19 protein-coding genes are annotated in these 19954 nt (G+C 71.5%); 14 read left to right on the top strand and 5 right to left on the bottom strand.

Features of this window, described 5'->3' with window-relative positions; all coding sequences use genetic code 11:
- Positions 1–45 precede the first annotated feature (45 nt).
- From AAEP80_RS15100 to AAEP80_RS15075, 6 genes are all read left to right on the top strand, one after another.
- Entirely contained in the window at positions 46–1161 is a 1116-nt protein-coding gene (locus AAEP80_RS15100) for an adenosine deaminase (RefSeq protein ID WP_281265031.1), read from the top strand.
- Between the two features lie 4 nt (positions 1162–1165).
- The gene (locus AAEP80_RS15095) at positions 1166–1612 is read left to right on the top strand and encodes a PTS sugar transporter subunit IIA (RefSeq protein ID WP_420364995.1); all 447 of its coding nucleotides are present in this window, start codon (positions 1166–1168) and stop codon (positions 1610–1612) included.
- The gene (locus AAEP80_RS15090) at positions 1609–1896 is read left to right on the top strand and encodes a PTS sugar transporter subunit IIB (protein ID WP_420364994.1); all 288 of its coding nucleotides are present in this window, start codon (positions 1609–1611) and stop codon (positions 1894–1896) included. Before AAEP80_RS15095 ends, AAEP80_RS15090 begins: the two co-directional genes overlap by 4 nt.
- Before the next feature lie 62 nt (positions 1897–1958).
- Positions 1959–2786 carry a purine-nucleoside phosphorylase gene (locus AAEP80_RS15085; protein ID WP_420364993.1) on the top strand — a complete coding sequence of 276 codons (828 nt, stop codon included), beginning with the start codon at positions 1959–1961 and terminating at the stop codon, positions 2784–2786.
- 56 nt (positions 2787–2842) lie between these two features.
- Positions 2843–4486 carry a phospho-sugar mutase gene (locus AAEP80_RS15080; RefSeq protein ID WP_420366878.1) on the top strand — a complete coding sequence of 548 codons (1644 nt, stop codon included), beginning with the start codon at positions 2843–2845 and terminating at the stop codon, positions 4484–4486.
- Between the two features lie 191 nt (positions 4487–4677).
- Positions 4678–5799: a hypothetical protein gene (locus tag AAEP80_RS15075; RefSeq protein WP_420364992.1), complete on the top strand. Its 1122-nt coding sequence runs from the start codon at positions 4678–4680 to the stop codon at positions 5797–5799.
- On the opposite strand, the gene AAEP80_RS15070 is transcribed toward AAEP80_RS15075, so the two are convergent.
- Positions 5732–7510 (bottom strand): acetyl/propionyl/methylcrotonyl-CoA carboxylase subunit alpha, encoded by a 1779-nt coding sequence (locus tag AAEP80_RS15070; RefSeq protein ID WP_420364991.1) that lies wholly within the window; start codon positions 7508–7510, stop codon positions 5732–5734. The two genes, AAEP80_RS15075 and AAEP80_RS15070, sit on opposite strands and share 68 nt — an antisense overlap.
- Before the next feature lie 79 nt (positions 7511–7589).
- On the bottom strand, positions 7590–8369 hold the full coding sequence (locus AAEP80_RS15065; protein ID WP_420364990.1) for a Maf family protein: 780 nt from the start codon (positions 8367–8369) through the stop codon (positions 7590–7592).
- 14 nt (positions 8370–8383) lie between these two features.
- On the opposite strand from AAEP80_RS15065, the gene AAEP80_RS15060 reads away from it, so the two are divergent.
- From AAEP80_RS15060 to AAEP80_RS15045, 4 genes are read left to right on the top strand one after another with little or no spacing between them, the layout of a single operon-like run.
- On the top strand, positions 8384–9643 hold the full coding sequence (locus AAEP80_RS15060) for a class I SAM-dependent RNA methyltransferase (RefSeq protein ID WP_420364989.1): 1260 nt from the start codon (positions 8384–8386) through the stop codon (positions 9641–9643).
- Positions 9644–9702: 59 nt separating this feature from the next.
- The gene (locus AAEP80_RS15055) at positions 9703–10467 is read left to right on the top strand and encodes a response regulator (RefSeq protein ID WP_413601562.1); all 765 of its coding nucleotides are present in this window, start codon (positions 9703–9705) and stop codon (positions 10465–10467) included.
- A gap of 7 nt (positions 10468–10474) precedes the next feature.
- The gene (locus AAEP80_RS15050) at positions 10475–11701 is read left to right on the top strand and encodes a sensor histidine kinase (RefSeq protein ID WP_420364988.1); all 1227 of its coding nucleotides are present in this window, start codon (positions 10475–10477) and stop codon (positions 11699–11701) included.
- Positions 11698–12750: a hypothetical protein gene (locus AAEP80_RS15045; RefSeq protein ID WP_420364987.1), complete on the top strand. Its 1053-nt coding sequence runs from the start codon at positions 11698–11700 to the stop codon at positions 12748–12750. Before AAEP80_RS15050 ends, AAEP80_RS15045 begins: the two co-directional genes overlap by 4 nt.
- Positions 12751–13387: 637 nt before the next feature.
- Here AAEP80_RS15045 and AAEP80_RS15040 read toward each other — a convergent pair.
- Both AAEP80_RS15040 and AAEP80_RS15035 read right to left on the bottom strand, forming a co-directional pair.
- On the bottom strand, positions 13388–13645 hold the full coding sequence (locus AAEP80_RS15040) for an acyl-CoA carboxylase subunit epsilon (RefSeq protein WP_420364986.1): 258 nt from the start codon (positions 13643–13645) through the stop codon (positions 13388–13390).
- Entirely contained in the window at positions 13642–15237 is a 1596-nt protein-coding gene (locus AAEP80_RS15035) for an acyl-CoA carboxylase subunit beta (RefSeq protein WP_420364985.1), read from the bottom strand. Before AAEP80_RS15035 ends, AAEP80_RS15040 begins: the two co-directional genes overlap by 4 nt.
- A gap of 74 nt (positions 15238–15311) precedes the next feature.
- Here AAEP80_RS15035 and AAEP80_RS15030 point away from each other — a divergent pair, with 74 nt between their 5' ends.
- From AAEP80_RS15030 to AAEP80_RS15020, 3 genes are read left to right on the top strand one after another with little or no spacing between them, the layout of a single operon-like run.
- Positions 15312–16118, top strand: a complete 807-nt coding sequence (locus tag AAEP80_RS15030; RefSeq protein WP_420364984.1) for a biotin--[acetyl-CoA-carboxylase] ligase — start codon at positions 15312–15314, stop codon at positions 16116–16118.
- 4 nt (positions 16119–16122) lie between these two features.
- On the top strand, positions 16123–16650 hold the full coding sequence (locus tag AAEP80_RS15025; RefSeq protein ID WP_420364983.1) for a PH domain-containing protein: 528 nt from the start codon (positions 16123–16125) through the stop codon (positions 16648–16650).
- Positions 16651–16704: 54 nt separating this feature from the next.
- Positions 16705–18012, top strand: coding sequence for a UDP-glucose dehydrogenase family protein (locus AAEP80_RS15020; RefSeq protein ID WP_420364982.1), 1308 nt, complete (start codon positions 16705–16707; stop codon positions 18010–18012).
- 57 nt (positions 18013–18069) lie between these two features.
- Here the strand turns inward: AAEP80_RS15020 and AAEP80_RS15015 are convergent, their stop codons facing one another.
- The gene (locus tag AAEP80_RS15015) at positions 18070–18618 is read right to left on the bottom strand and encodes a GtrA family protein (protein WP_420364981.1); all 549 of its coding nucleotides are present in this window, start codon (positions 18616–18618) and stop codon (positions 18070–18072) included.
- A 103-nt stretch (positions 18619–18721) separates the two neighbouring features.
- Between AAEP80_RS15015 and AAEP80_RS15010 the strand changes: the two genes are divergently transcribed.
- Positions 18722–19885, top strand: coding sequence for a 5-(carboxyamino)imidazole ribonucleotide synthase (locus tag AAEP80_RS15010; protein WP_420364980.1), 1164 nt, complete (start codon positions 18722–18724; stop codon positions 19883–19885).
- Positions 19886–19954: the final 69 nt, after the last annotated feature.

The following is a 19954-nucleotide window of genomic DNA, read 5'->3' as shown; positions in this document are numbered from 1 at the left end:
GACGTCACGGGCGAGGCGGACGCGACCACCGATAGCCTGGTCGTCATGAGCGCCCACGACGCCCCCACGTACCGACTGCCCGACGCGGGTGCCGTGATCAACGACCTGCCGAAGGTCTCGCTGCACGACCACCTCGACGGCGGACTCCGCCCCGAGACGATCGTCGAGCTCGCCTCGGACGGCGGCATCGACCTGCCGACCACCGACCCGGCAGAACTCGGCCAGTGGTTCGCCGACCAGTCGAACTCCGGTTCGCTCGTCGAGTACCTCAAGACCTTCGACGTCACCACCAGCGTGATGCAGACCGCGCACGGCCTGACCCGCGTCGCCCGCGAGTTCGTGGAGGACCTCGTCGCCGACGGCGTCGTCTACGGCGAGATCCGTTGGGCGCCCGAGCAGCACCTGCAGGGCGGCCTGACGCTCGACCAGACGGTGGAAGCCGTGCAGGCCGGCATCGAGGAAGCGGTCGTCGCAGCGGACGGCGCGATCCGCGTCGGGCAGCTCGTGACGGCCATGCGCCACGCGGACCGTGCGCTCGAGATCGCCGAGCTCGCCGTCCGCCACCGTGACCACGGCGTGGTCGGGTTCGACATCGCCGGGGCCGAAGCCGGGTTCCCCGCGTCGAACCACCGCGCGGCGTTCGACCACCTCGCGTCCGAGCTCTTCCCGGTCACCGTGCACGCCGGAGAGGCGGACGGCATCGCCTCGATCCGTTCGGCGCTCGTCGACGGCCGAGCCCTGCGGCTCGGGCACGGCGTCCGCCTGTTCGAGGACATCCAGCTCTCGGACGCCGGTGACGGTTCGACGCTCGCCTCCCTCGGCGAGGTCGCCTCGTGGGTCCGCGACCGGGAGATCCCGCTCGAGCTCTCGCCGCAGTCGAACCTGCAGACCGGGGCGATCGCGGCGTGGGGCGACGACCTCGCCGACCACCCGTTCGACGTGCTGTACCAGCTCGGCTTCCGGGTCACGGTGAACACCGACAACCGCCTGATGAGCAACACCTCGCTCAGCAAGGAGCTCGCGCTCCTGGCCGGCACCTTCGGCTACGACCTCGACGACCTGGCCGCGTTCCAGATCAACGCGGCGCTCGGTTCGTTCCTGCCGCTCGAAGACCGCGAGGAGATCATCTCGATCATCACGACCGGGTACGCGGAGGCCTGATCGCATGGGTCTCCCGCCGCTGTCCGACGACGCCGTCGTGCTCGGTGCGTCCGCGCCGTCGTGGCGTGACGCGCTCCGGCTCGCCGGTGGTGCGCTCGTGTCGTCGGGCGCGGCGACGGACGCCTACACGGACGCCATGATCGCCATGGTGGACGAGCACGGGCCGTACATCGTGATCTCACCAGGGCTGGCGTTCGCGCACGCCCGGCCGGGGTCCGCGGTGCTGCGGGACGGCCTGTCCGTGGTGACCCTGGCATCGCCGGTCGCGTTCGGCCACCCGCACAACGACCCCGTGTCGGTCGTGCTCGGGCTCGCCGTCGCCGAGGTCGGCACGCACCTGGAGTCGATCGGCGAGATCGCGAACCTGTTCAACGACGCGTCGGTGACCTCGCGGCTCGCGGCGGCGTCCTCCGCTGCCGAGGTCAGGACGATCATGGGGGTGTCCACGTGAAGATCGTGACCATCTGCGGCGCAGGCATCGGGTCGAGCGGCATCCTCAAGGTGAACGCCGAGAAGGCCCTCGCGGCGCTCGGGCTCTCCGCCGAGGTGGTGGCGGCCGACGTGGCATCCGTGCGAGAAGTCTCCGAGGACGCGAACGTGATCCTCACCTCGGAGGAGTTCGTCGAGGCGATCGGCAGCACCTACGCCGAGGTCATCGTCATCCGGAACCACTTCGACCAGACCGAGATCACCGCGGCGGTGCAGAAGTCGCTGGGGGATCCGACAGCCCCGTAGGAGTCGGTGGCGGGGTCCGCCCACGGTCCCTGGGTCGGGTGCCCGCCCCGTAGCATTGCCACATGGCAAGTACGAACCCGCTCAACGACCCCTCCGTCGACCCGTTCGACGTCGCACGCGACGCCGCAGCCGTCATCGCGGAGCGGTCGGGCATCGAGCGTCACGACATCGCCCTGACCCTCGGGTCCGGATGGGGCAAGGCCGCCGACCTCATCGGCGAGACGGTGTCGTCGATCGACGCCGCCGACGTCCCCGGTTTCAGCGCGTCCGCGGTCCCCGGACACTCCGGCACGGTCCGGTCCATCCGGCTGACGGACGGACGGCACGCGCTCGTCATCGGTGCGCGGACGCACTACTACGAGGGGCACGGGGTCCGTCGTGTCGTGCACAGCGTCCGGACCGCGGCGGCGACCGGTGCGACCACCATGGTGCTCACGAACGGTGCCGGTGGCATCAAGGAGCACTGGACGCCCGGCACCCCGGTGCTCATCAGCGACCACATCAACCTGACCGCCGACAGCCCGCTCGAGGGCGCGACGTTCGTCGACCTGACCGACCTGTACTCGGCGCGGCTGCGTGCCGTCGCCCGGTCGATCGACCCGTCGCTCGACGAGGGCGTGTACACGCAGTTCCGCGGGCCGCACTACGAGACGCCGGCCGAGGTCCAGATGGCCAAGACGATCGGCGGGCACATCGTCGGCATGTCCACGGCGCTCGAGGCGATCGCGGCGCGACAGGCGGGGATGGAGATCCTCGGGTTCTCGCTCATCACGAACCTGGCTGCCGGCATCCAGAAGACGCCGCTCTCGCACGCCGAGGTGCTCGAGGCCGGCAAGTCGGCCGAGCCGGTGATCGCCGACCTGCTCGCGCGGGTGGTGGCGGCGCTGTGAGCCCGTACACGGGGGCGTCCGACGGGGCGATCGGGGACGGGGACCTCGCCGAGGACGTGTCGGTCCTCGACGTCGCGCGGGCCTGGCTCGCGCAGGACCCTGACGACACGACGCGGGACGAGCTGTCCGAGGTGCTGACCTCGGCGACCTCCGGCGATCCGACCGCGCTCGCGACGCTCGACGAGCGGTTCGCCGGGCGCCTGCAGTTCGGCACCGCTGGTCTCCGAGCCGAGCTCGGGTGGGGGCCGTTGCGGATGAACCGCGTGGTGGTCTCCCGAGCGGCCGCCGGGCTCGCTCGCTTCCTCATCGACACCGGGCGCGACCGCAGTGTGGTGATCGGCTACGACGGACGCGTCAACTCGGACGTGTTCGCCCGTGACTCGGCAGAGGTCATGCGGGGCCTCGGCCTCGACGTCACGCTGCTGCCGTCGGCGCTCCCGACTCCCGTGCTGGCGTTCGCCGTCCGGCACCTCGGCGTCGGCGCGGGGGTGATGGTGACCGCGAGCCACAACCCGCCACGGGACAACGGCTACAAGGTGTACCTCGGCGGGGACGACGACGGCTCCCAGATCGTCCCGCCCGTCGACGCGTCGATCGCCGACGCCATCGCGTCGGTGGGCCCCGTCAGCGGGCTCGACCGGGCGACGGACTACACCGTCGCCGGTTCGGAGCTCGTCGACGCCTACGTGGCCGCGACAGCCGCGATCGTGCCCGCCCCGGCGCTGCCGGTCGATGCGCAGCCCTCGGTCGTCTACACGGCCATGCACGGCGTCGGGTGGGAGACCGCGCGGGCCGTGTTCGCCGCGGCCGGGTTCGCCGAGCCCGCGGTCGTCCCGGAGCAGATCGAGCCGGACGGCGCGTTCCCGACGGTGTCGTTCCCGAACCCGGAGGAACCCGGCGCGATGGACCTCGCCACGGCCAGGGGCACGGAGGTCGGCGCCGACCTGGTCATCGCGAACGACCCGGACGCGGACCGACTCGCGCTGGCGATCCCGGACGGTTCCGGTTCGTTCCGCCGACTGTCCGGCAACGAGGTCGGGTGGCTGCTCGGCTGGCGTGCGGCGTCCCGTGCCGTCGACGCCGGTGCGTCGGGCGTGCTCGCCGCCTCGATCGTGTCGTCGCCGGCGCTGTCCCGCGTCGCCGCACGGTACGGACTCGGGTACCGCGACACCCTCACCGGCTTCAAGTGGGTCTCCCGCGTGCCCGATCTGCTCTTCGGGTACGAGGAGGCACTCGGCTACCTGGTCGACCCCGAGGTCGTCCGTGACAAGGACGGCATCTCCGCAGCCCTCGTCCTGCTGGACCTCGCGACGTCGCTCGCTGCGGCCGGCTCGTCCATCGCCGGGCAGCTGGAGGCGTTCGCCGCGGAGTTCGGCGCGTTCGCGTCCGGGCAGGTCGCGACCCGCGTGGACGACCTCGCCCGCATCGGCCACATCATGGCGGCGCTGCGGACCTCCCCGCCTGCCACGCTCGGTCCGCTGACGGTCCTGTCGACGACGGACTACGCGTCGGGCGTTGACGGCTTCCCGCCATCGGACATCCTGCGCTACGACCTCGAGGGCGACGCGCGCGTCATCGTCCGCCCGAGCGGCACCGAGCCCAAGGTGAAGGTCTACATCGACACGGTGGCGTCGACCCCCGCCGAGGCCCAGTCGCTCGTCGACGCCCTCGCCGACGCGATCCGCCCCCGGGTCTCGTAGGCGGCGGGCCAGCGTCGGCGCGTTCGCACAACCGAAAGCGATGCGCACCACGTCTCGACGTGGTGCGCATCGCTTCGTGTTGTGCGAACGTACCGCGCACCTTCCTCCACAAGCGAGCCGGTCGCGGTCGCCCTCCACACCGCCGGCCGGGTGGCTCCGCTCGCTGAGCTGGATCGGCCAGCGTCATGCGCATGGCGCGTTTGGAGATCATCGTCGGGGGCACGGCGGACACGACCGGCCGGCGTGGCCGCGCGCTGCGAGCCGAGGAACGGAACGGCGGTGTCGTCCGACTCGCACCGGGGCGGTTCGTGGACGCCGACGCCTGGCGTGCGGCGAACGCCGCCGAGCGACACATCGCTCGGATCAAGGCGCTGCACGACCGGCTGGCGTCACGACTCGTGGTGTCGCACGCCTCCGCGGCGGCGCTGCACGGACTTCCCTGGCCCGGCGAGTTCCCCGAGGTGATCGACGTCCTCGACCCGGAGCGGGCAACGCCGCAGAGCCTGCGCGGTGTCCACAAGCGAGCCGGCGCGGGCAGGTCGATCGCCACGAAGACGATGACCGCGACGGGCCGACAGCTGACCGATCTCGTGGTGACCGGGGTCGACCTCGCGATCACGCAGCCGCTGCGGACCAGCGTGCCCGCGCTCGACGTGGTGCTGGCACGAGGGGTGACACGATCGGCTCTCGAGACGGAGCTGGCGGAGCGCGGTCCGGTCCACGGGCGCCATCGAGCCGAGCGGGCGATCGAGCTCGCCGATGGACGTTCGGGATCACCAGGTGAGTCCGTGGCGCGGGTCGCCCTGGACGAGGTCGGGGCGCCTGTCCCGGTCCTGCAGCAGCGGTTCGACGACGGGCAGGGGCACATCGGGACCGTCGACTTCTGGTTCCCCGAGCAGCGTGCGGTCCTCGAGTTCGACGGCCGCGTGAAGTACAGCGACCCGTCGATGCGGCGGGCGGGACAGACCGCGGCGGACGTCGTGGTCGCGGAGAAACGTCGTGAGGACCGTCTCCGACGCCATACAGTCGTGGACGCTGTCGGGCGGATCGGGTTCGCGGAGACCAACGACACCGAGGCCCTCCGTGCGGTCCTCCGCGCGATCGGCGTACCGTCCCGAGTCCGGCGCTTCACACGCTTGCGCTCACCTGGTGCCGATCGAATCCGCACAACCGAAAGCACTCCGCACCGCCGAAGTCAGTGGTGCGAAGTGCTTTCGGTTGTGCGAACGCGAAGCGGCCGAAGCGCTACGCGAGCTCGAGCAGCACGTGGCCGGACGAGATCGTCTGGCCGACGGGGGCGTTCAAGCCGGTGACGACGCCGTCCTTGTGGGCCTGCACGGGCTGTTCCATCTTCATGGCCTCGAGCACGACGAGCAGGTCGCCCTTGACGACGGTGTCGCCCTCGGCCACGGCGAGCTTCACCACGGTGGCCTGCATCGGCGACGCGACCGAGGAACCCGATGCGGCACGGCCACCCTTCACCGCCGACGAACGACGACGCGGGGGAGCGGACGGACCGGCAGGGCGACGGGCGGCGCCACCGGCACCACCACCGACGATCGACGGCATGGTGACCTCGATGCGCTTGCCCTGCACCTCGACGACGACCGAGTCGCGTGCGGCCGGTGCCGGGAGCTCCTCGGGGGAACCGCTCCACGCCGGGATCTCGTTCACGAAGTCGGTCTCGATCCACTGCGTGTAGACGCTGAACGGGGTGGAGTCGTCCGTCGCGAACGCCGGGTCCGACACGACCGCACGGTGGAACGGGATCACGGTGGGGAGCCCGGCGACCTCGAACTCGGCAAGCGCACGACGAGCCCGCTCCAGCGCCTCGGCACGCGTGGCACCGGTGACGACGAGCTTCGCGAGCATCGAGTCGAACGAGCCGGAGACGACGTCACCGGACACGACGCCCGAGTCGACGCGGACGCCGGGGCCGGACGGCGCGTGGAACACGTGCACCGGGCCTGGTGCCGGGAAGAAGTTGCGACCGGGGTCCTCGCCGTTGATGCGGAACTCGAAGGAGTGGCCGCGGGGCGCGGGGTCCTCGTAGTCGAGCACACCGCCCTCGGCGATGCGGAACTGCTCGCGGACCAGGTCGATGCCGGTGACCTCCTCGGACACGCAGTGCTCGACCTGCAGACGGGTGTTCACCTCGAGGAACGACACGGTGCCGTCGGCCCCGATGAGGAACTCGCACGTGCCGGCACCGACGTAGCCGACCTCGCGGAGGATCGCCTTGGATGACTCGTACAGCCGGTCGTGCTGCTCCGCCGTGATGTACGGCGCCGGTGCCTCTTCGACGAGCTTCTGGTGGCGACGCTGCAGCGAGCAGTCGCGCGTGGAGACGATGACGACGTTGCCGTGCTCGTCGGCCAGGCACTGGGTCTCGACGTGGCGCGGCTTGTCCAGGTACTTCTCGACGAAGCACTCGCCGCGGCCGAACGCCGCGATGGCCTCGCGGGTCGCCGACTCGAACTGCGAGACGATCTCGTCGCGCGAGCGCACGACCTTCAGCCCTCGGCCACCGCCGCCGAACGCCGCCTTGATCGCGACGGGCAGTCCGACCTGGTCGACGAAGTCGAAGACCTCGGACACGTCCTGCACGGGCTCGATGGTGCCCGGGGCGAGCGGCGCGCCGACCTTCTCGGCGACGTGCCGCGCGGAGACCTTGTCGCCGAGCTGCTCGATGGACTCGGGCGACGGGCCGATCCAGATCAGCCCGGCGTCGATGACGGCGCGGGCGAAGTCGGCGTTCTCGGCGAGGAAGCCGTAGCCGGGGTGCACGGCATCGGCGCCGGAACGGCGGGCGACGGACATGATCTTGTCGATGACCAGGTACGTGTCCGCGCTGGTGGTGCCGTTCAGCGCGTAGGCCTCGTCGGCGAGGCGTGCGTGCAGAGCGTCACGGTCCTGGTCGGCGTAGACCGCGACCGAGGCCTTTCCAGCATCGCGGGCCGCGCGGATGATGCGGACGGCGATCTCGCCGCGGTTCGCGATGAGGACCTTGCTGATACGGGGCATGGTAAGTCAGCGTATTCGTGCTGCGGGAGTGCGAATTGACCGGCATCCACAAAGAACGGCGCCGAAGCAGTGTGGATGTCTACAGTGCCCAGAAGTCGTGCCACGCCACGCCGAAGCCCCGCAGCAGCATCGACCGGAGCACGGGCAGCGACAGCCCGACCACGGCGGACGGCGCGCCGTCGATCCGGGTGATGTACGCAGCGGCCCGACCGTCGATCGTGAACGCCCCGGCGACCTCGAGCGGCTCACCGGTCGCCACGTACGCGTCGATCTCGTCCGCGGACACGTCGTCGGCGAAGGTCAGGACCGCGCTGTCGACCGCGACGACGCGGTCGCCGTCGGCGACGAGTGCGGAGCCGCCGGGCGCGACCTCGCTGAGCGGACCGGCCCACGGCCCGAGACCGGAACCGGGGCGGACGGGAGGCTCGGTGCGGGCCACACCCGGGCCTCCCGTCCGGTGGGCGGTGACGTCCAGGTCCCGGCGCCGGTCGACCACGCAGTGGCCGCTCCAGAGCGTGCCGCCGCCGGCGGCCAGCATCTGCCGCCAGCGTTCCTTCGCGACGGCCGGGTCGTGCGGTTTGCCGTACAGGTGCCCGTCGACCTCGAACGCGGAGTCGCCGCCGAAGACGAACCCGTCGACCGGGGAGCCCGCCACCTCGGCGTCCGCGACCGCCGACGCCTTGGCGACGGCGAGGAGCGCGACGAGCTCCGGACCGGTGAGGTCGCGCCCGAGCGATGCCGAGGCTGCTGCCGCCGCTGCGTCCTCGTCGACCCCGGGGGAGACGAGCACCGGCTCGATCCCGGACTGGGCGAGGAGTGCTCGACGGGCGGGGGAGGTACTCGCGAGGTACAGACGCATGGGAACATCGAACCATGGGTGAATCCGTCGGAACGCTGCTCGAACTCGACGTCACCGGGATCGCCCACGGCGGCATCTCGGTGGCACGGCACGAGGGGCGCGTGGTGTTCGTCTCGGACGCGATCCCGGGCGAGCGTGTCGTCGTGCGGGTGACCGAGGACCGGAAGAAGTCGTTCTGGCGTGCGGACACCGTCAGCGTCGTCACCCCGAGCGAGCACCGCGTCGACCACGTCTGGCCCGAAGCCGGCCTCGACCGCGACCCCGCCGTCCGCCCGGGCGGCGCGGAGTTCGGGCACATCGCCCTCGCCCACCAGCGCACCCTGAAGCACGACGTGCTCGTCGACTCCTTCTCCCGCTTCGCACACATGGACCTGGCCGAGGTGCTCGGGCACGACGTGGTCGTCGAGCCGGCTCCCGGTGACGACGAGGCGAACGGTCTCGGCTGGCGCACCCGCGTCCGGTTGCACGTCGACGAGGAGGGCACGGCCGGGCCGTTCGCCGCGCGTTCGCACGACGTCGTGCAGGTGTCCTCGCTGCCCCTGGCCACCGCTGCCGTGCAGGAGAGCGCGCCGATCGGCCGGGCGGCGATGCCCGGGGCATCGGTCGTCGACGTCCTCGCGCCGAGCAGCTCCGACGGGGCGCGCCTCGTCATCGACGAGCAGAAGCCGACGATCGTGACCGAGGTCGTGGGGGAGCGGATGTTCCAGGTCGACGACAACGGCTTCTGGCAGGTGCACCACCGTGCCGCCGAGGTGCTGACGGCTGCCGTGCAGGACCTCGTCGACCGGGACCGGCTCGACCCGGAGGGCACCCACCTCGACCTCTACGGCGGTGTCGGCCTGCTCGCCGCGGCACTCGGCGACCTCGTCGGACCCAAGGCGCGCATCACGAGCGTCGAGAGCGCCCCGCGCGCGACCGAGCACGCGCAGGAGAACCTCGCCGAGTGGATCGGGGCCCGCGCGGAGACCGGTCGGGTCGACCGCTGGCTGTCGCGCACCACGTCGACGGCGTCCGCGGCCGAGAAGCAGCGCTTCCGGGCCGGGACGGTCGTGCTCGACCCGCCGCGTGCCGGTGCCGGGCGCGAGGTCGTCGTGCAGATCGCCGCGCTGCAGCCCGCGCAGGTCGTCTACGTCGCCTGCGACCCGGTCGCGCTCGCGCGGGACGTCGCCACGTTCGCCGACCTCGGGTACCGCCTCGAGGCGCTGCGTGCGTTCGACCTGTTCCCCCACACGCACCACATGGAGGCCGTCGCACGCCTGGTGCCGACCGCATAGCGCAGACTGTGTGTGGCGAGACCTGAACCTGAGACGGACCTGGGTATCCTTGGTTGCTGATGGCAACCCGGTTTCAGGGGCCGGGCCCGTCGGAACGAGAGGTCACCGTGCCAGCAGAATCGACCACCACCACAGGGACGACCGGACTCACCACGAGGCCGGTCCGCGTCGCGATCGTCGACGACCACGAATCCGTCCGGCTCGGCATCCAGGCCGCATGCCAGAACGAGGGGTTCGAGGTCGTCCTCACCGCAGCGAGCGTGCCCGAGTACATCGCGAACCTCGAGGGGCGAGAGGTGGACGTCGTCGTCCTCGACCTGTCGCTCGGCGACGGTTCGACCGTGACGGAGAACGTCAAGGGCGTGCAGGGGACCGGTTCGGCCGTCCTCGTGCACAGCATCGCCGACCGCGTCGCGAACGTCCGTGAGGCACTGGCGGCAGGGGCCGCCGGGGTCATCCCGAAGTCGTCGGCGACGAAGACCGTGATGGCGGCCGTCGCCACGGTCGCGCGCGGCGACGTCCTCAACAACCTCGAGTGGGCGAGCGCGATCGACGCCGACCGCGACTTCGCGAAGGCGCAGCTCGGCCGTCGTGAGCGCGAGATCCTCCACCTCTACGCATCCGGCCTGCCCCTCAAGCTCGCGGCGCAGCAGCTCGGCATCGGGTACTCGACCGCGCGCGAGTACCTCGACCGGATCCGTGTGAAGTACGTGGAGGTCGGCCGTCCGGCCCCGACGAAGGTGGACCTGCTCCGCCGTGCGGTCGAGGACGGCATCCTGCCGGGGCTCGACTCCGGGATCGATCCGGACAGCGACGGACGCTGATCCGACCATGACGACGGAGGCCGCGCCCTTCGGCGTGGACCCGGCGCGGAGCGTCCGGGCGACCATCACGCAGGCGTCCACCGAGCGGGCGTTCGCGATCCTCCTCGCCGTGGCCGCGATCGGCTTCGGCGCGGCCTTCGCCCCGTCGGTGGTCACGCAGCTGCCGTACCTCGACCCGGTGTGGGGGCCCGCCTCGGCGCTCGCGGTGGGGGCGTCCTTCGTGCTGGTCGGGGTGTCGGCGTTCGTGCAGCGCCTCGCCCAGCCGGCGCAGATCATCTGCGCGCTGCTGTTCCTCGTCGCGCTCGTCACCTGGCCGATCACGGTCAGGGACGTGCTGCCGTCGACACAGCTGCCGTGGCCGTGGTGGCTCTGCAACGTCGCCACGATCGCCGCAGCGATGGGGTTCGCAACGTGGCGTGCGAGCGTGTACAACGCCCTCGTGCCGGCGGTGTACGTGCTGATCCGGTTGACCCCGGCCGGCGGTGGGGTGGGGATCTCGCGTGCCCTCCTCGACGGCGTCTACACGGCCATCCTCGGCGGTGCGGCGCTCGTGCTCATCGTCGTGCTCCGACGAGCGGCAGCGGACGTCGATGCCGCGCAGGCGACCGCCGTCCGCCGGTACTCGCGGGCGATCCGGGAGCACGCCACCGAGGTCGAACGCGTGCAGGTGGACGCGATCGTGCACGACAGCGTCCTGACGACGCTGCTCTCCGCTGCCCGTGCCGACACCATCGAGGCGAAGACACTGTCGGCACGGATGGCCAGGAACGCGATCGACCACCTCGATGCGGCGGCGTCCGACGGACCGGGAAGCACGGTCCCGCCGGTGCCGCTCGTGGAGCTCCGGCAGCGCATCGCCGCCGCGGTGTCCGCACTCGCGGCGCCCGTCGACGTCCACGGCGGCCCGCTCGGGTCGCGGACCGTGCCGGCGGCGGTGGCGGACGCCATGGCCTCCGCCGCGTTGCAGGCCGCCGTCAACAGCGTCCAGCACGCGGGCGCCGGCGTCTCCAGGTGGGTGGTCGTTCGGCAGGAGCGCGACGCCGTGACCGTCGAGATCGGAGACGACGGCACCGGATTCGACATGTCGTCGATCCCCGCGGAGCGCCTCGGGGTCCGCCGTTCCATCGTCGAGCGCGTCGCAGCGGCCGGTGGTGTCGCGGACGTCCGGACGGCACCGGGCGCCGGCACCACGGTCGTCCTGACCTGGTCGGCTGCGAAGGAGACCAGCGAGTGAGGGTCTCGATCCCGGCCGGCATCGCGACGAGCCTCGCCGCGCTGTTCTCGGTCTACCACCTGGTCCTCGCCGCCACGACCCTCCCGAGGGTGTCCGACGTCGGGCCGGTCGTGGCCTGCATGGTCCTCTACGCAGCCGCGACCGGGGTGGCCCTGTTCGTCAAGGGCACTGCGCTGCCGGTGTGGGCCACCTGTTTCGCCCTCGCCACCGCGGTCATGATGCCCGTCGTCGCGGCGCCGGTCGTCGAGCCGGGGGTGGCACCCGGGTACACGACGTGGTGGATCGCCGCCGTCGGCACGCTCATGGTGATCCTGGTCGTGCGGCAACGAGGTCCGTTCGCGTGGGCCGGAGTGCTGTTCCTCGCCGTGCACACCGTGCTCTGGGCCGGCCTCGGAGCGCTCGGCTCCCTCGGGGTGCTCGGCAGCGTGACGTGGGTGGCGGTCGCGACGGCCTTCGCCGCTGCGACGAACCGCGCGACCCGCATCACCAGGGACTTCGTCCGAGCCGAGCGGGAGACTGCCGACTGGCAGGCGGCGCAGGACGCCCACGTGTTCGAGCGGCAGTTCCGCCTCAGCCAGACCACCAGGATGGCGCTGCCGATGCTGCAGCGCATCATCGACTCGTGCGGGGACCTCACCGACGCCGAGCGCACCGAGTGCCTGCACCTCGAGCAGGCGATCCGCGACGAGATCCGCGGCAGGTCCCTGCTCTCCGACGACGTCCGTGAGGAGGTCATGCGCCTCCGTCGCCGTGGTGCGGTGGTCCAGCTGCACGACGACGGTGGTCTCGACGAGCTCGAGGCCGACGACGTCCGGCGCATCCACGCACAGCTCGCAGACGCGCTCCGGCAGGCGTGGGACGCGGACAACGTGATCGTCCGGACGGTGCCGGAGGGGTCGGGCGCTGCGGTGACGGTGGTCGGCCTGCGGCTCGACGTCGCCGCGAGCGAGTCGGCGGCGCTGGGCACCGCCCACGATGACGACGATGACGGCGACGAGGACGACTCGGTCGCGCTCTGGCTCGAGATCCCGCGGCACGAGCGCGCGTAGCCGGCGCGGCCCTGGACGCGCTCCGCGCCGGACGGGAGGCCCGTGGCGGCGCTGCCACGAGCCTCCCGTCCGACGGGTGGTCGCGACCACAGCACGTGGTGCGGTGCCGGCGCTCGTTGCGTCCGCAACGAGCGACAGCGTCGTTGTCGTACGACAGCGGTCCTGTCGCTGGTGCGCGCGTGCAACAGTTGCGCGCGCGTGCTGACGACAGCGTCGTCGTCGTACGACAGCGAGTCTGTCGTTCCGAGTCGGCAGCGCCCGAGAAGCGGCGGCGCACGAGACGCGGCGGCGCACGAGACACAGCACGCCCGAAACGGGGAACGGGCCGGTCAGGAAACCCGACCGGCCCGTTCACGACCCGAGGCAGAGCGACAACCCGAATATCGCCCTGGCTCGCAGCGGACAGTGGCGTCGTACCCTAGTCGGCCACCGTCCGGCGATGTACTTCGTACACCGAACACCAGTAACTATGCCCGGAAGTACGCATCGTGTCAGTCATCATTATGGGGGACAAACACGCCCTTTCCGGTCCCCCTCGAGCGACACGTGTCCCCCGCACGAGGGGAGACCGACCGGGAAGTGCACCCTGCAACGCGCATACCGCCTGGTATCCCAGGGGTACATCGCAGCCCGGTCGTCAGCGCAGCGAACGGACCCAGGCACCAGGACCGTGGGGCAGTGGGCCGCGGAGCCCACGAGCGGAGGTCTCCCAGCCCACGCGCGGAGACACCTCGATCTGCGCACGGCCAGCGGCCGCCGCTTCGTCGGCCTGGTGCTGCAGGACGGCGATGACCGCGGCGAGCTCCTCGGGCGTCGGCTCGCCGGAGACGACGTGGACGTCCGCGACCGGGGTCGGTTCGTCCGCGGGGACGGCTGCTGCGTGGCGCGGCGTCACAGCGGGATGTTCCCGTGCTTCTTCGGCGGCAGTGTCGCCCGCTTGCCGCGCAGCGCCCGCAGCGCCTTGATGACCGAGACGCGCGTGGCGTGCGGCTGGATGATGCCGTCGAGCTCCCCGCGCTCGGCGGCGAGGTACGGCGACGCCACGTTGTAGGTGTACTCGTTCGCCAGGCGGGAGCGGACGGCTGCGACGTCCTCGCCCGCCTCCTCCGCGCGCTTGATCTCGCTCCGGTAGAGGATGTTCACGGCGCCCTGGCCGCCCATCACGGCGATCTCGGCGGTCGGCCACGCCAGGTTGATGTCGGCGCCGAGCTGCTTCGACCCCATCACGATGTACGCGCCGCCGTAGGCCTTGCGCGTGATGACGGTGACGAGCGGGACGGTGGCCTCGGCGTACGCGTAGAGCAGCTTCGCGCCGCGTCGGATGACGCCGGTCCACTCCTGGTCGGTGCCTGGCAGGTACCCGGGGACGTCGACGAGCGTCAGGATCGGGATCCCGAACGCGTCGCAGAACCGCACGAAGCGCGCCGCCTTCTCGCCGGCGTCGATGTTCAGTGTGCCGGCCATGGCCTGCGGCTGGTTCGCGATGATGCCGACGGTACGTCCCTCGACCCGGCCGAAGCCGATGAGGATGTTCGGTGCGAAGAGCGGCTGCACCTCGAGGAAGTCGGCGTCGTCGACGATGTGCTCGATGATCTGCGTGACGTCGTACGGCTGGTTCGCGGAGTCCGGGATGACGACGTCGAGTTCGCGGTCGGCGTCGGTCGTCTCGAGCTCGGGCGTCAGGTCGTAGGCGGGTGCGTCGGAGAGGTTGTTGTCCGGCAGGAACCCGATGAGCGAGCGCGCGTAGTCGAGCGCGTCGTTCTCGTCGTCGGCGAGGTAGTGCGCGACACCGGAGACCGCGTTGTGGGTCTGTGCGCCGCCGAGCTCCTCGAAGCCGACGTCCTCACCGGTGACGGTCTTGATGACGTCGGGGCCGGTGACGAACATGTGGCTGGTCTTGTCGACCATGATCACGAAGTCGGTGAGTGCGGGGGAGTACACCGCGCCGCCGGCCGCCGGGCCCATGACGATCGAGATCTGGGGGATGACGCCGGACGCCTGCGTGTTGAGGCGGAAGATCTCGCCGTACTTGCCGAGCGCGACGACGCCTTCCTGGATGCGGGCGCCGCCGGAGTCGAGGATCCCGATGATCGGCACGCCGGTCTTCAGCGCGTGCTCCATGACCTTGACGATCTTCTCGCCGGCGACCTCGCCGAGGGAGCCGCCGAAGACGGTGAAGTCCTGCGCGTACACCGCGACCTGTCGGCCGTGGATCGTGCCGAGTCCGGTGACGACCGCGTCGCCGTACGGCCGCTTCGACTCCATGCCGAAGGCGTGCGTGCGGTGCCGGACGAACTCGTCGAGCTCGACGAACGAGTTCTCGTCGAGGAGCAGCTCGATGCGCTCGCGCGCCGTCATCTTGCCCTTGGCGTGCTGCTTCGCGATGGCTGCCTCGCCCGCAGCGGTCACGGCCTCGTGGTACCGCTCGCGGAGGTCGGCCAGCCGGCCTGCCGTCGTCGAGAGATCGGGGGTGTCTCCTGAAGTCACCCGCTCACCCTACCGGCGGCGGGGCGGGCGTCGGTTGGAGGACCTCCACGGTTCCTGCCCGTAGATTTGCGTGCATGTCCACACCGGTCCTCCCGCTCTCGCGCGCCGCACTCGACCGGGCGGGTGCCGTCCTCGACGTCCGCGACACCACCGGTTCGACCAACGCGGACCTGCTCGCTGCCGCGTCCGATCTGCCGGACGGCAGCGCGATCGTGACGCTGGACCAGACCGCCGGCCGCGGACGCCTCGACCGTTCGTGGTCGGCACCGGCCGGGGAGACCCTCGCTGCGAGCGTGCTCGTCCGTGCCGCGCTGTCCGATCGCGACCGCGGCTGGCTGCCCCTGGTGGCCGGCGCGGCGATGCGCGACGCGGTGAGCGGAGCGCTCGAGCCGAGCCGACCCTCCCCGTCGGAACGGGTGCTTGTGAAGTGGCCGAACGACGTCCTGGTGGACGGCAGGAAGCTCTGCGGCATCCTCTGCCAGGTCGCCGCCGACGGCTCCGTCGTCGTCGGCGCCGGCGTCAACCTGACCATCCCGGCCGACCGGCTCCCGACCCCGACGTCCACCTCGCTCGCCGTGGCCGGAGCGACCGGCGAGGCGGTCGACCTGGCCGACGCGGTCCTGTCCGCCTTCTGGTCGGGCGTCCGGGAGGCCGTGGTCGCCCTGGTCGCCGGCGGCGCGGCTGCCGAGGCGGTGCGGTCGCACGTCCGCGCCGGCTGCGGCACGATCGGCGCGCGGGTGCGCCTCGAGCTGCCGGACGGCAGCACCGAGGAAGCCGACGCGACCGGCATCGACGACGACGGCCGGATCACGATCCGGGATCGAGACGGCGCGGAGAGGGGCGTCGCCGTGGGTGACGTCACTCACCTGCGGTATGCATGACGGCATGACCGCCGAGCCACCGCCCGAACGCGTCGTGGCTCGGCTCCGGCCCCACGCGCGTCGTCTGGTGCGTCCGGCGGTGTTCGTCGTCCTGGTCGCGGTCGCCGGTGGGTTCGGGTTCGGGGTCTTCCAGGCGCAGCTCGCGTGGGTCAACGCCGTGGTCGCAGGACTCGTGCTCGTACTGGTGCTGTTCGGCGGCGTCGTGCCGCTGGTGCGGTGGATGACCGAGCGGTACGTGGTCACCACGAGGCGACTCGTCGTCGTGCACGGCTTCGGCACCAGGACCCGGCAGGAGCTCCTGCACTCGCGCGGGTACGACGTGACCGTCCGGCGGCGTGGGCTGCAGGGGCTGTTCCGGTCCGGAGACGTCCTCGTGTTCCCCGGCGACGACCCCGCCGTGGTGCTCGCCGATGTGCCGCACGCCGACCTCGTCGTCGCGGTGCTGCACGACATGGTCGAGGCGTACGAGGCCCGCCGTCGGCACCGCGAGCCGGACTGGGACGAGATCGTGCGGGGCCCTGACCGCTCCTGAGACGTCGTCATCGCTCTCGGCGGAAGTTCGCGCGGGGTCCGGTACCGTCGTCCCGTGCGTATCTCTGTCATCGGCTGCGGGTACCTCGGTGCCGTGCACGCCGCATCCATGGCCAAACTCGGACACGAGGTCGTCGCGGTCGACGTCGACCCGGTGAAGATCGAGCGGCTTGCCGCGGGCGACGCCCCCTTCTTCGAACCAGGACTCCCCGAGATCCTCGCCGAGGCGATCGCCTCCGGCCGCATCCGCTTCACCACGGACTACGCCGAGGTCGCCGGGTCCCGCGTGCACTTCCTCGCCGTGGGGACTCCACAGGGGCCGAACGGCGCTGCGGACATGACCTACATCGACTCCGCGATCGCGTCGCTGACACCGCACGTGGCCGCCGGGGAGTTCGTCGTCGGCAAGTCGACCGTGCCCGTCGGGACCGCTGCTCGGCTCGCCGCCGGCCTGCAGGACGCGGTGCCCGGCGCGACGCTCGTGTGGAACCCGGAGTTCCTCCGCGAGGGCTTCGCCGTGCAGGACACCATCTCGCCCGACCGGCTGGTCTACGGCGTGCCGTCCGGTCCAGCGGGATCGTCGGCGGTCGAGGCCCTCGACGAGGTGTACGCGACGACGCTGGCCGAGGGGACCCCGCGTCTCGTCGTGAACCTGCCGACGGCCGAGCTCGTCAAGGTCAGCGCGAACGCGTTCCTGGCGACGAAGATCTCCTTCATCAACGCGATGGCCGAGATCGCCGAGGTCGCCGGGGCGGACGTGACGGCGCTCGCCGACGCGATCGGGCACGACGACCGGATCGGCCGCAAGTTCCTGAACGCCGGACTCGGGTTCGGCGGCGGCTGCCTGCCGAAGGACATCCGCGCGTTCCAGGCCCGTGCCACCGAGCTCGGCGTGGGGGAGTCGCTCGACTTCCTGGCCGACGTCGACGCGATCAACCTGCGTCGCCGCGCCCACGTCGTGACGCTCGCTTCGGAGCTGCTGGGCGGCGCGGTCGCCGGCAAGCGGGTCGCGGTGCTCGGGCTCGCGTTCAAGCCGAACTCCGACGACGTCCGCGACTCTCCGGCGCTCGACATCGCCGCGCGCCTGCTCGAGCTCGGCGCCACCGTGTCCGCGTACGACCCGGAGGCGAACCACACCGCGGCGCGCATCCACCCGTCGCTGTCCTACGTCGACAGTGCGTCCGCCGCGCTGCAGGACGCGGACCTCGTGCTCGTGCTCACCGAGTGGAACGAGTTCCGCACGCTCGACCCGGCAGCGGTGGTCGCGCAGGTGGCGAGCCCCGTCGTGATCGACGGACGGAACTGCCTGGATCAGGACGCCTGGACCGCGGCGGGCTTCACCTACCGCGGGATGGGGCGCTAGTCAGCGCTGCTCGCTGCTCGCTGCTCCCTGCTCCCTGCTCGCTGACCGCGCTTCGCGTCAGCGTGCGACCGGTTCGTCCGTGACGGCGTCGGTACCGATGGTGCCGGCGCCGTTCGCGCCGGCGCCGTTCGCGCCGGTGCCGGTCGTGCCGGTGCCGTCCGCGACCGGGCGGTCGGCGGTCTGGCGGTCGGGGTGGTACACCCAGACGCGGTAGAGCCAGAAGCGGAACGCGGTCCCGAGCAGCAGCCCGATGACGTTGCCGGAGATGTTGTCGGCGAGCGCGGACGTGAACCCGAACACGTAGTGGGAGAGACCCAGGCAACCGAGCGAGATCACCATGCCGCCGAGCGAGACGACCACGAACTCGAAGCCCTCTCGTGCAGCCACGGCTCGGCGCTGGTCGCGGAACGTCCAGTAGCGGTTGCCCATCCAGTTCACGAAGATCGCGACGACCGTCGAGATGACCTTCGCGATGAACGGGCCGGCGTGGACGTCCTCCGGCGCGAGCACCGTCGCGCGCAGCACGTTGAAGATGACCGTGTCGACGACGAAGCCCACGGCCCCGACGACGCCGAACCGGGCCAGCTGCGCAATGAGTCGCCGCACGTGTTCTCCAGTGTCCGTAGAGTTGTCGCTGACCGCTCCGGCGGTCCCGGCCGGTGAACACCCGGCCGAACAGCGATTGTAGACAGCGCGCACTCACCGTGCGGTGAGAGCGGCGGAAGGAACACACAGCATGGCGTTGCGGGTCGGTGTGATCGGCGGAGGACAGCTCGCCAGGATGATGGTCCCGGCGGCCGTCGAACTCGGCATCGACATCCGCGTGCTCGCGGAGGGGCCCGGGATGTCGGCTGCCATCGCCGCGACCGCCGAGGGCGACTACCACGACGCCGAGACGGTGCTCGCCTTCGCCCGCGACGTCGACGTGGTCACCTTCGACCACGAGCACGTGCCGCAGAGCGTCCTCCGGGCACTCGTCGATGCCGGTGTGGCCGTCCGACCAGGGCCGGAGCCCCTCGCGGTCGCGCAGGACAAGATCACGATGCGGACCCGCCTGACCGAGCTCGGGCTCCCGGTGCCCGACTGGGCAGCGGTGCACGACCCCGACGAGCTCCGTGCCTTCATCGACGAGCACGGCGGTCGTGCGGTCGTGAAGACCCCGCGCGGCGGCTACGACGGCAAGGGCGTCCGGGTCGTGTCCGACCCCGCCGAGGTCGAGGACTGGTTCATCGCCGTCGCCGAGGCCGGTGGCGGGCAGTCGCTCCTCGTCGAGGAACTCGTCTCGTTCACCCGGGAGCTCGCGCAGTCGGTGGCACGTCGCCCGTCCGGCGAGATCGTCGCGTGGCCCCTCGTCGAGACGGTGCAGCGCGACGGCGTGTGCGCCGAGGTGCTCGCGCCGGCACCGGACAGCGCCGGCCGGATCGCGGACCTGACGGAGTCGATCGCCGTGCGGGTCGCGGAGGAACTCGGGGTGACGGGAGTCCTCGCCGTCGAGCTGTTCCAGACCGACGACGAGCGGATCCTGATCAACGAGCTCGCGATGCGGCCGCACAACACCGGGCACTGGACCATCGACGGCGCGACCACGAGCCAGTTCGAACAGCACCTGCGTGCCGTCCTCGACCTGCCGCTGGGCGCCACCGGGATGAACGCCCCCGTCGCGGTCATGATCAACGTCCTCGGTGGTCCGTCGGACGGCGACCTCGCCGGACGCTACCCCGCCGCGCTCGGGGCGTTCCCGGAGGCGAAGTACCACTTCTACGGCAAGGCACCCCGGCCCGGCCGGAAGATCGGGCACGTCACGGTCACCGGAGCGGACCCGGACGACGTCGTGTACCGGGCACGGTCGGCAGCGTCGCACTTCGACGACTGACGAGCGCCCGGTGCGGGTGCCACCCGTCGTGGTGGCACCCGTTCTGGCGGCTGGTTGCACGAGGCAACG

This window comes from Curtobacterium sp. L3-7 (genome assembly GCF_048756585.1).
Lineage (GTDB): Bacteria > Actinomycetota > Actinomycetes > Actinomycetales > Microbacteriaceae > Curtobacterium.
The sequence above is the reverse complement of the archived record's forward strand: the minus strand, read 5'-3'. Positions and strand labels throughout refer to the sequence as shown.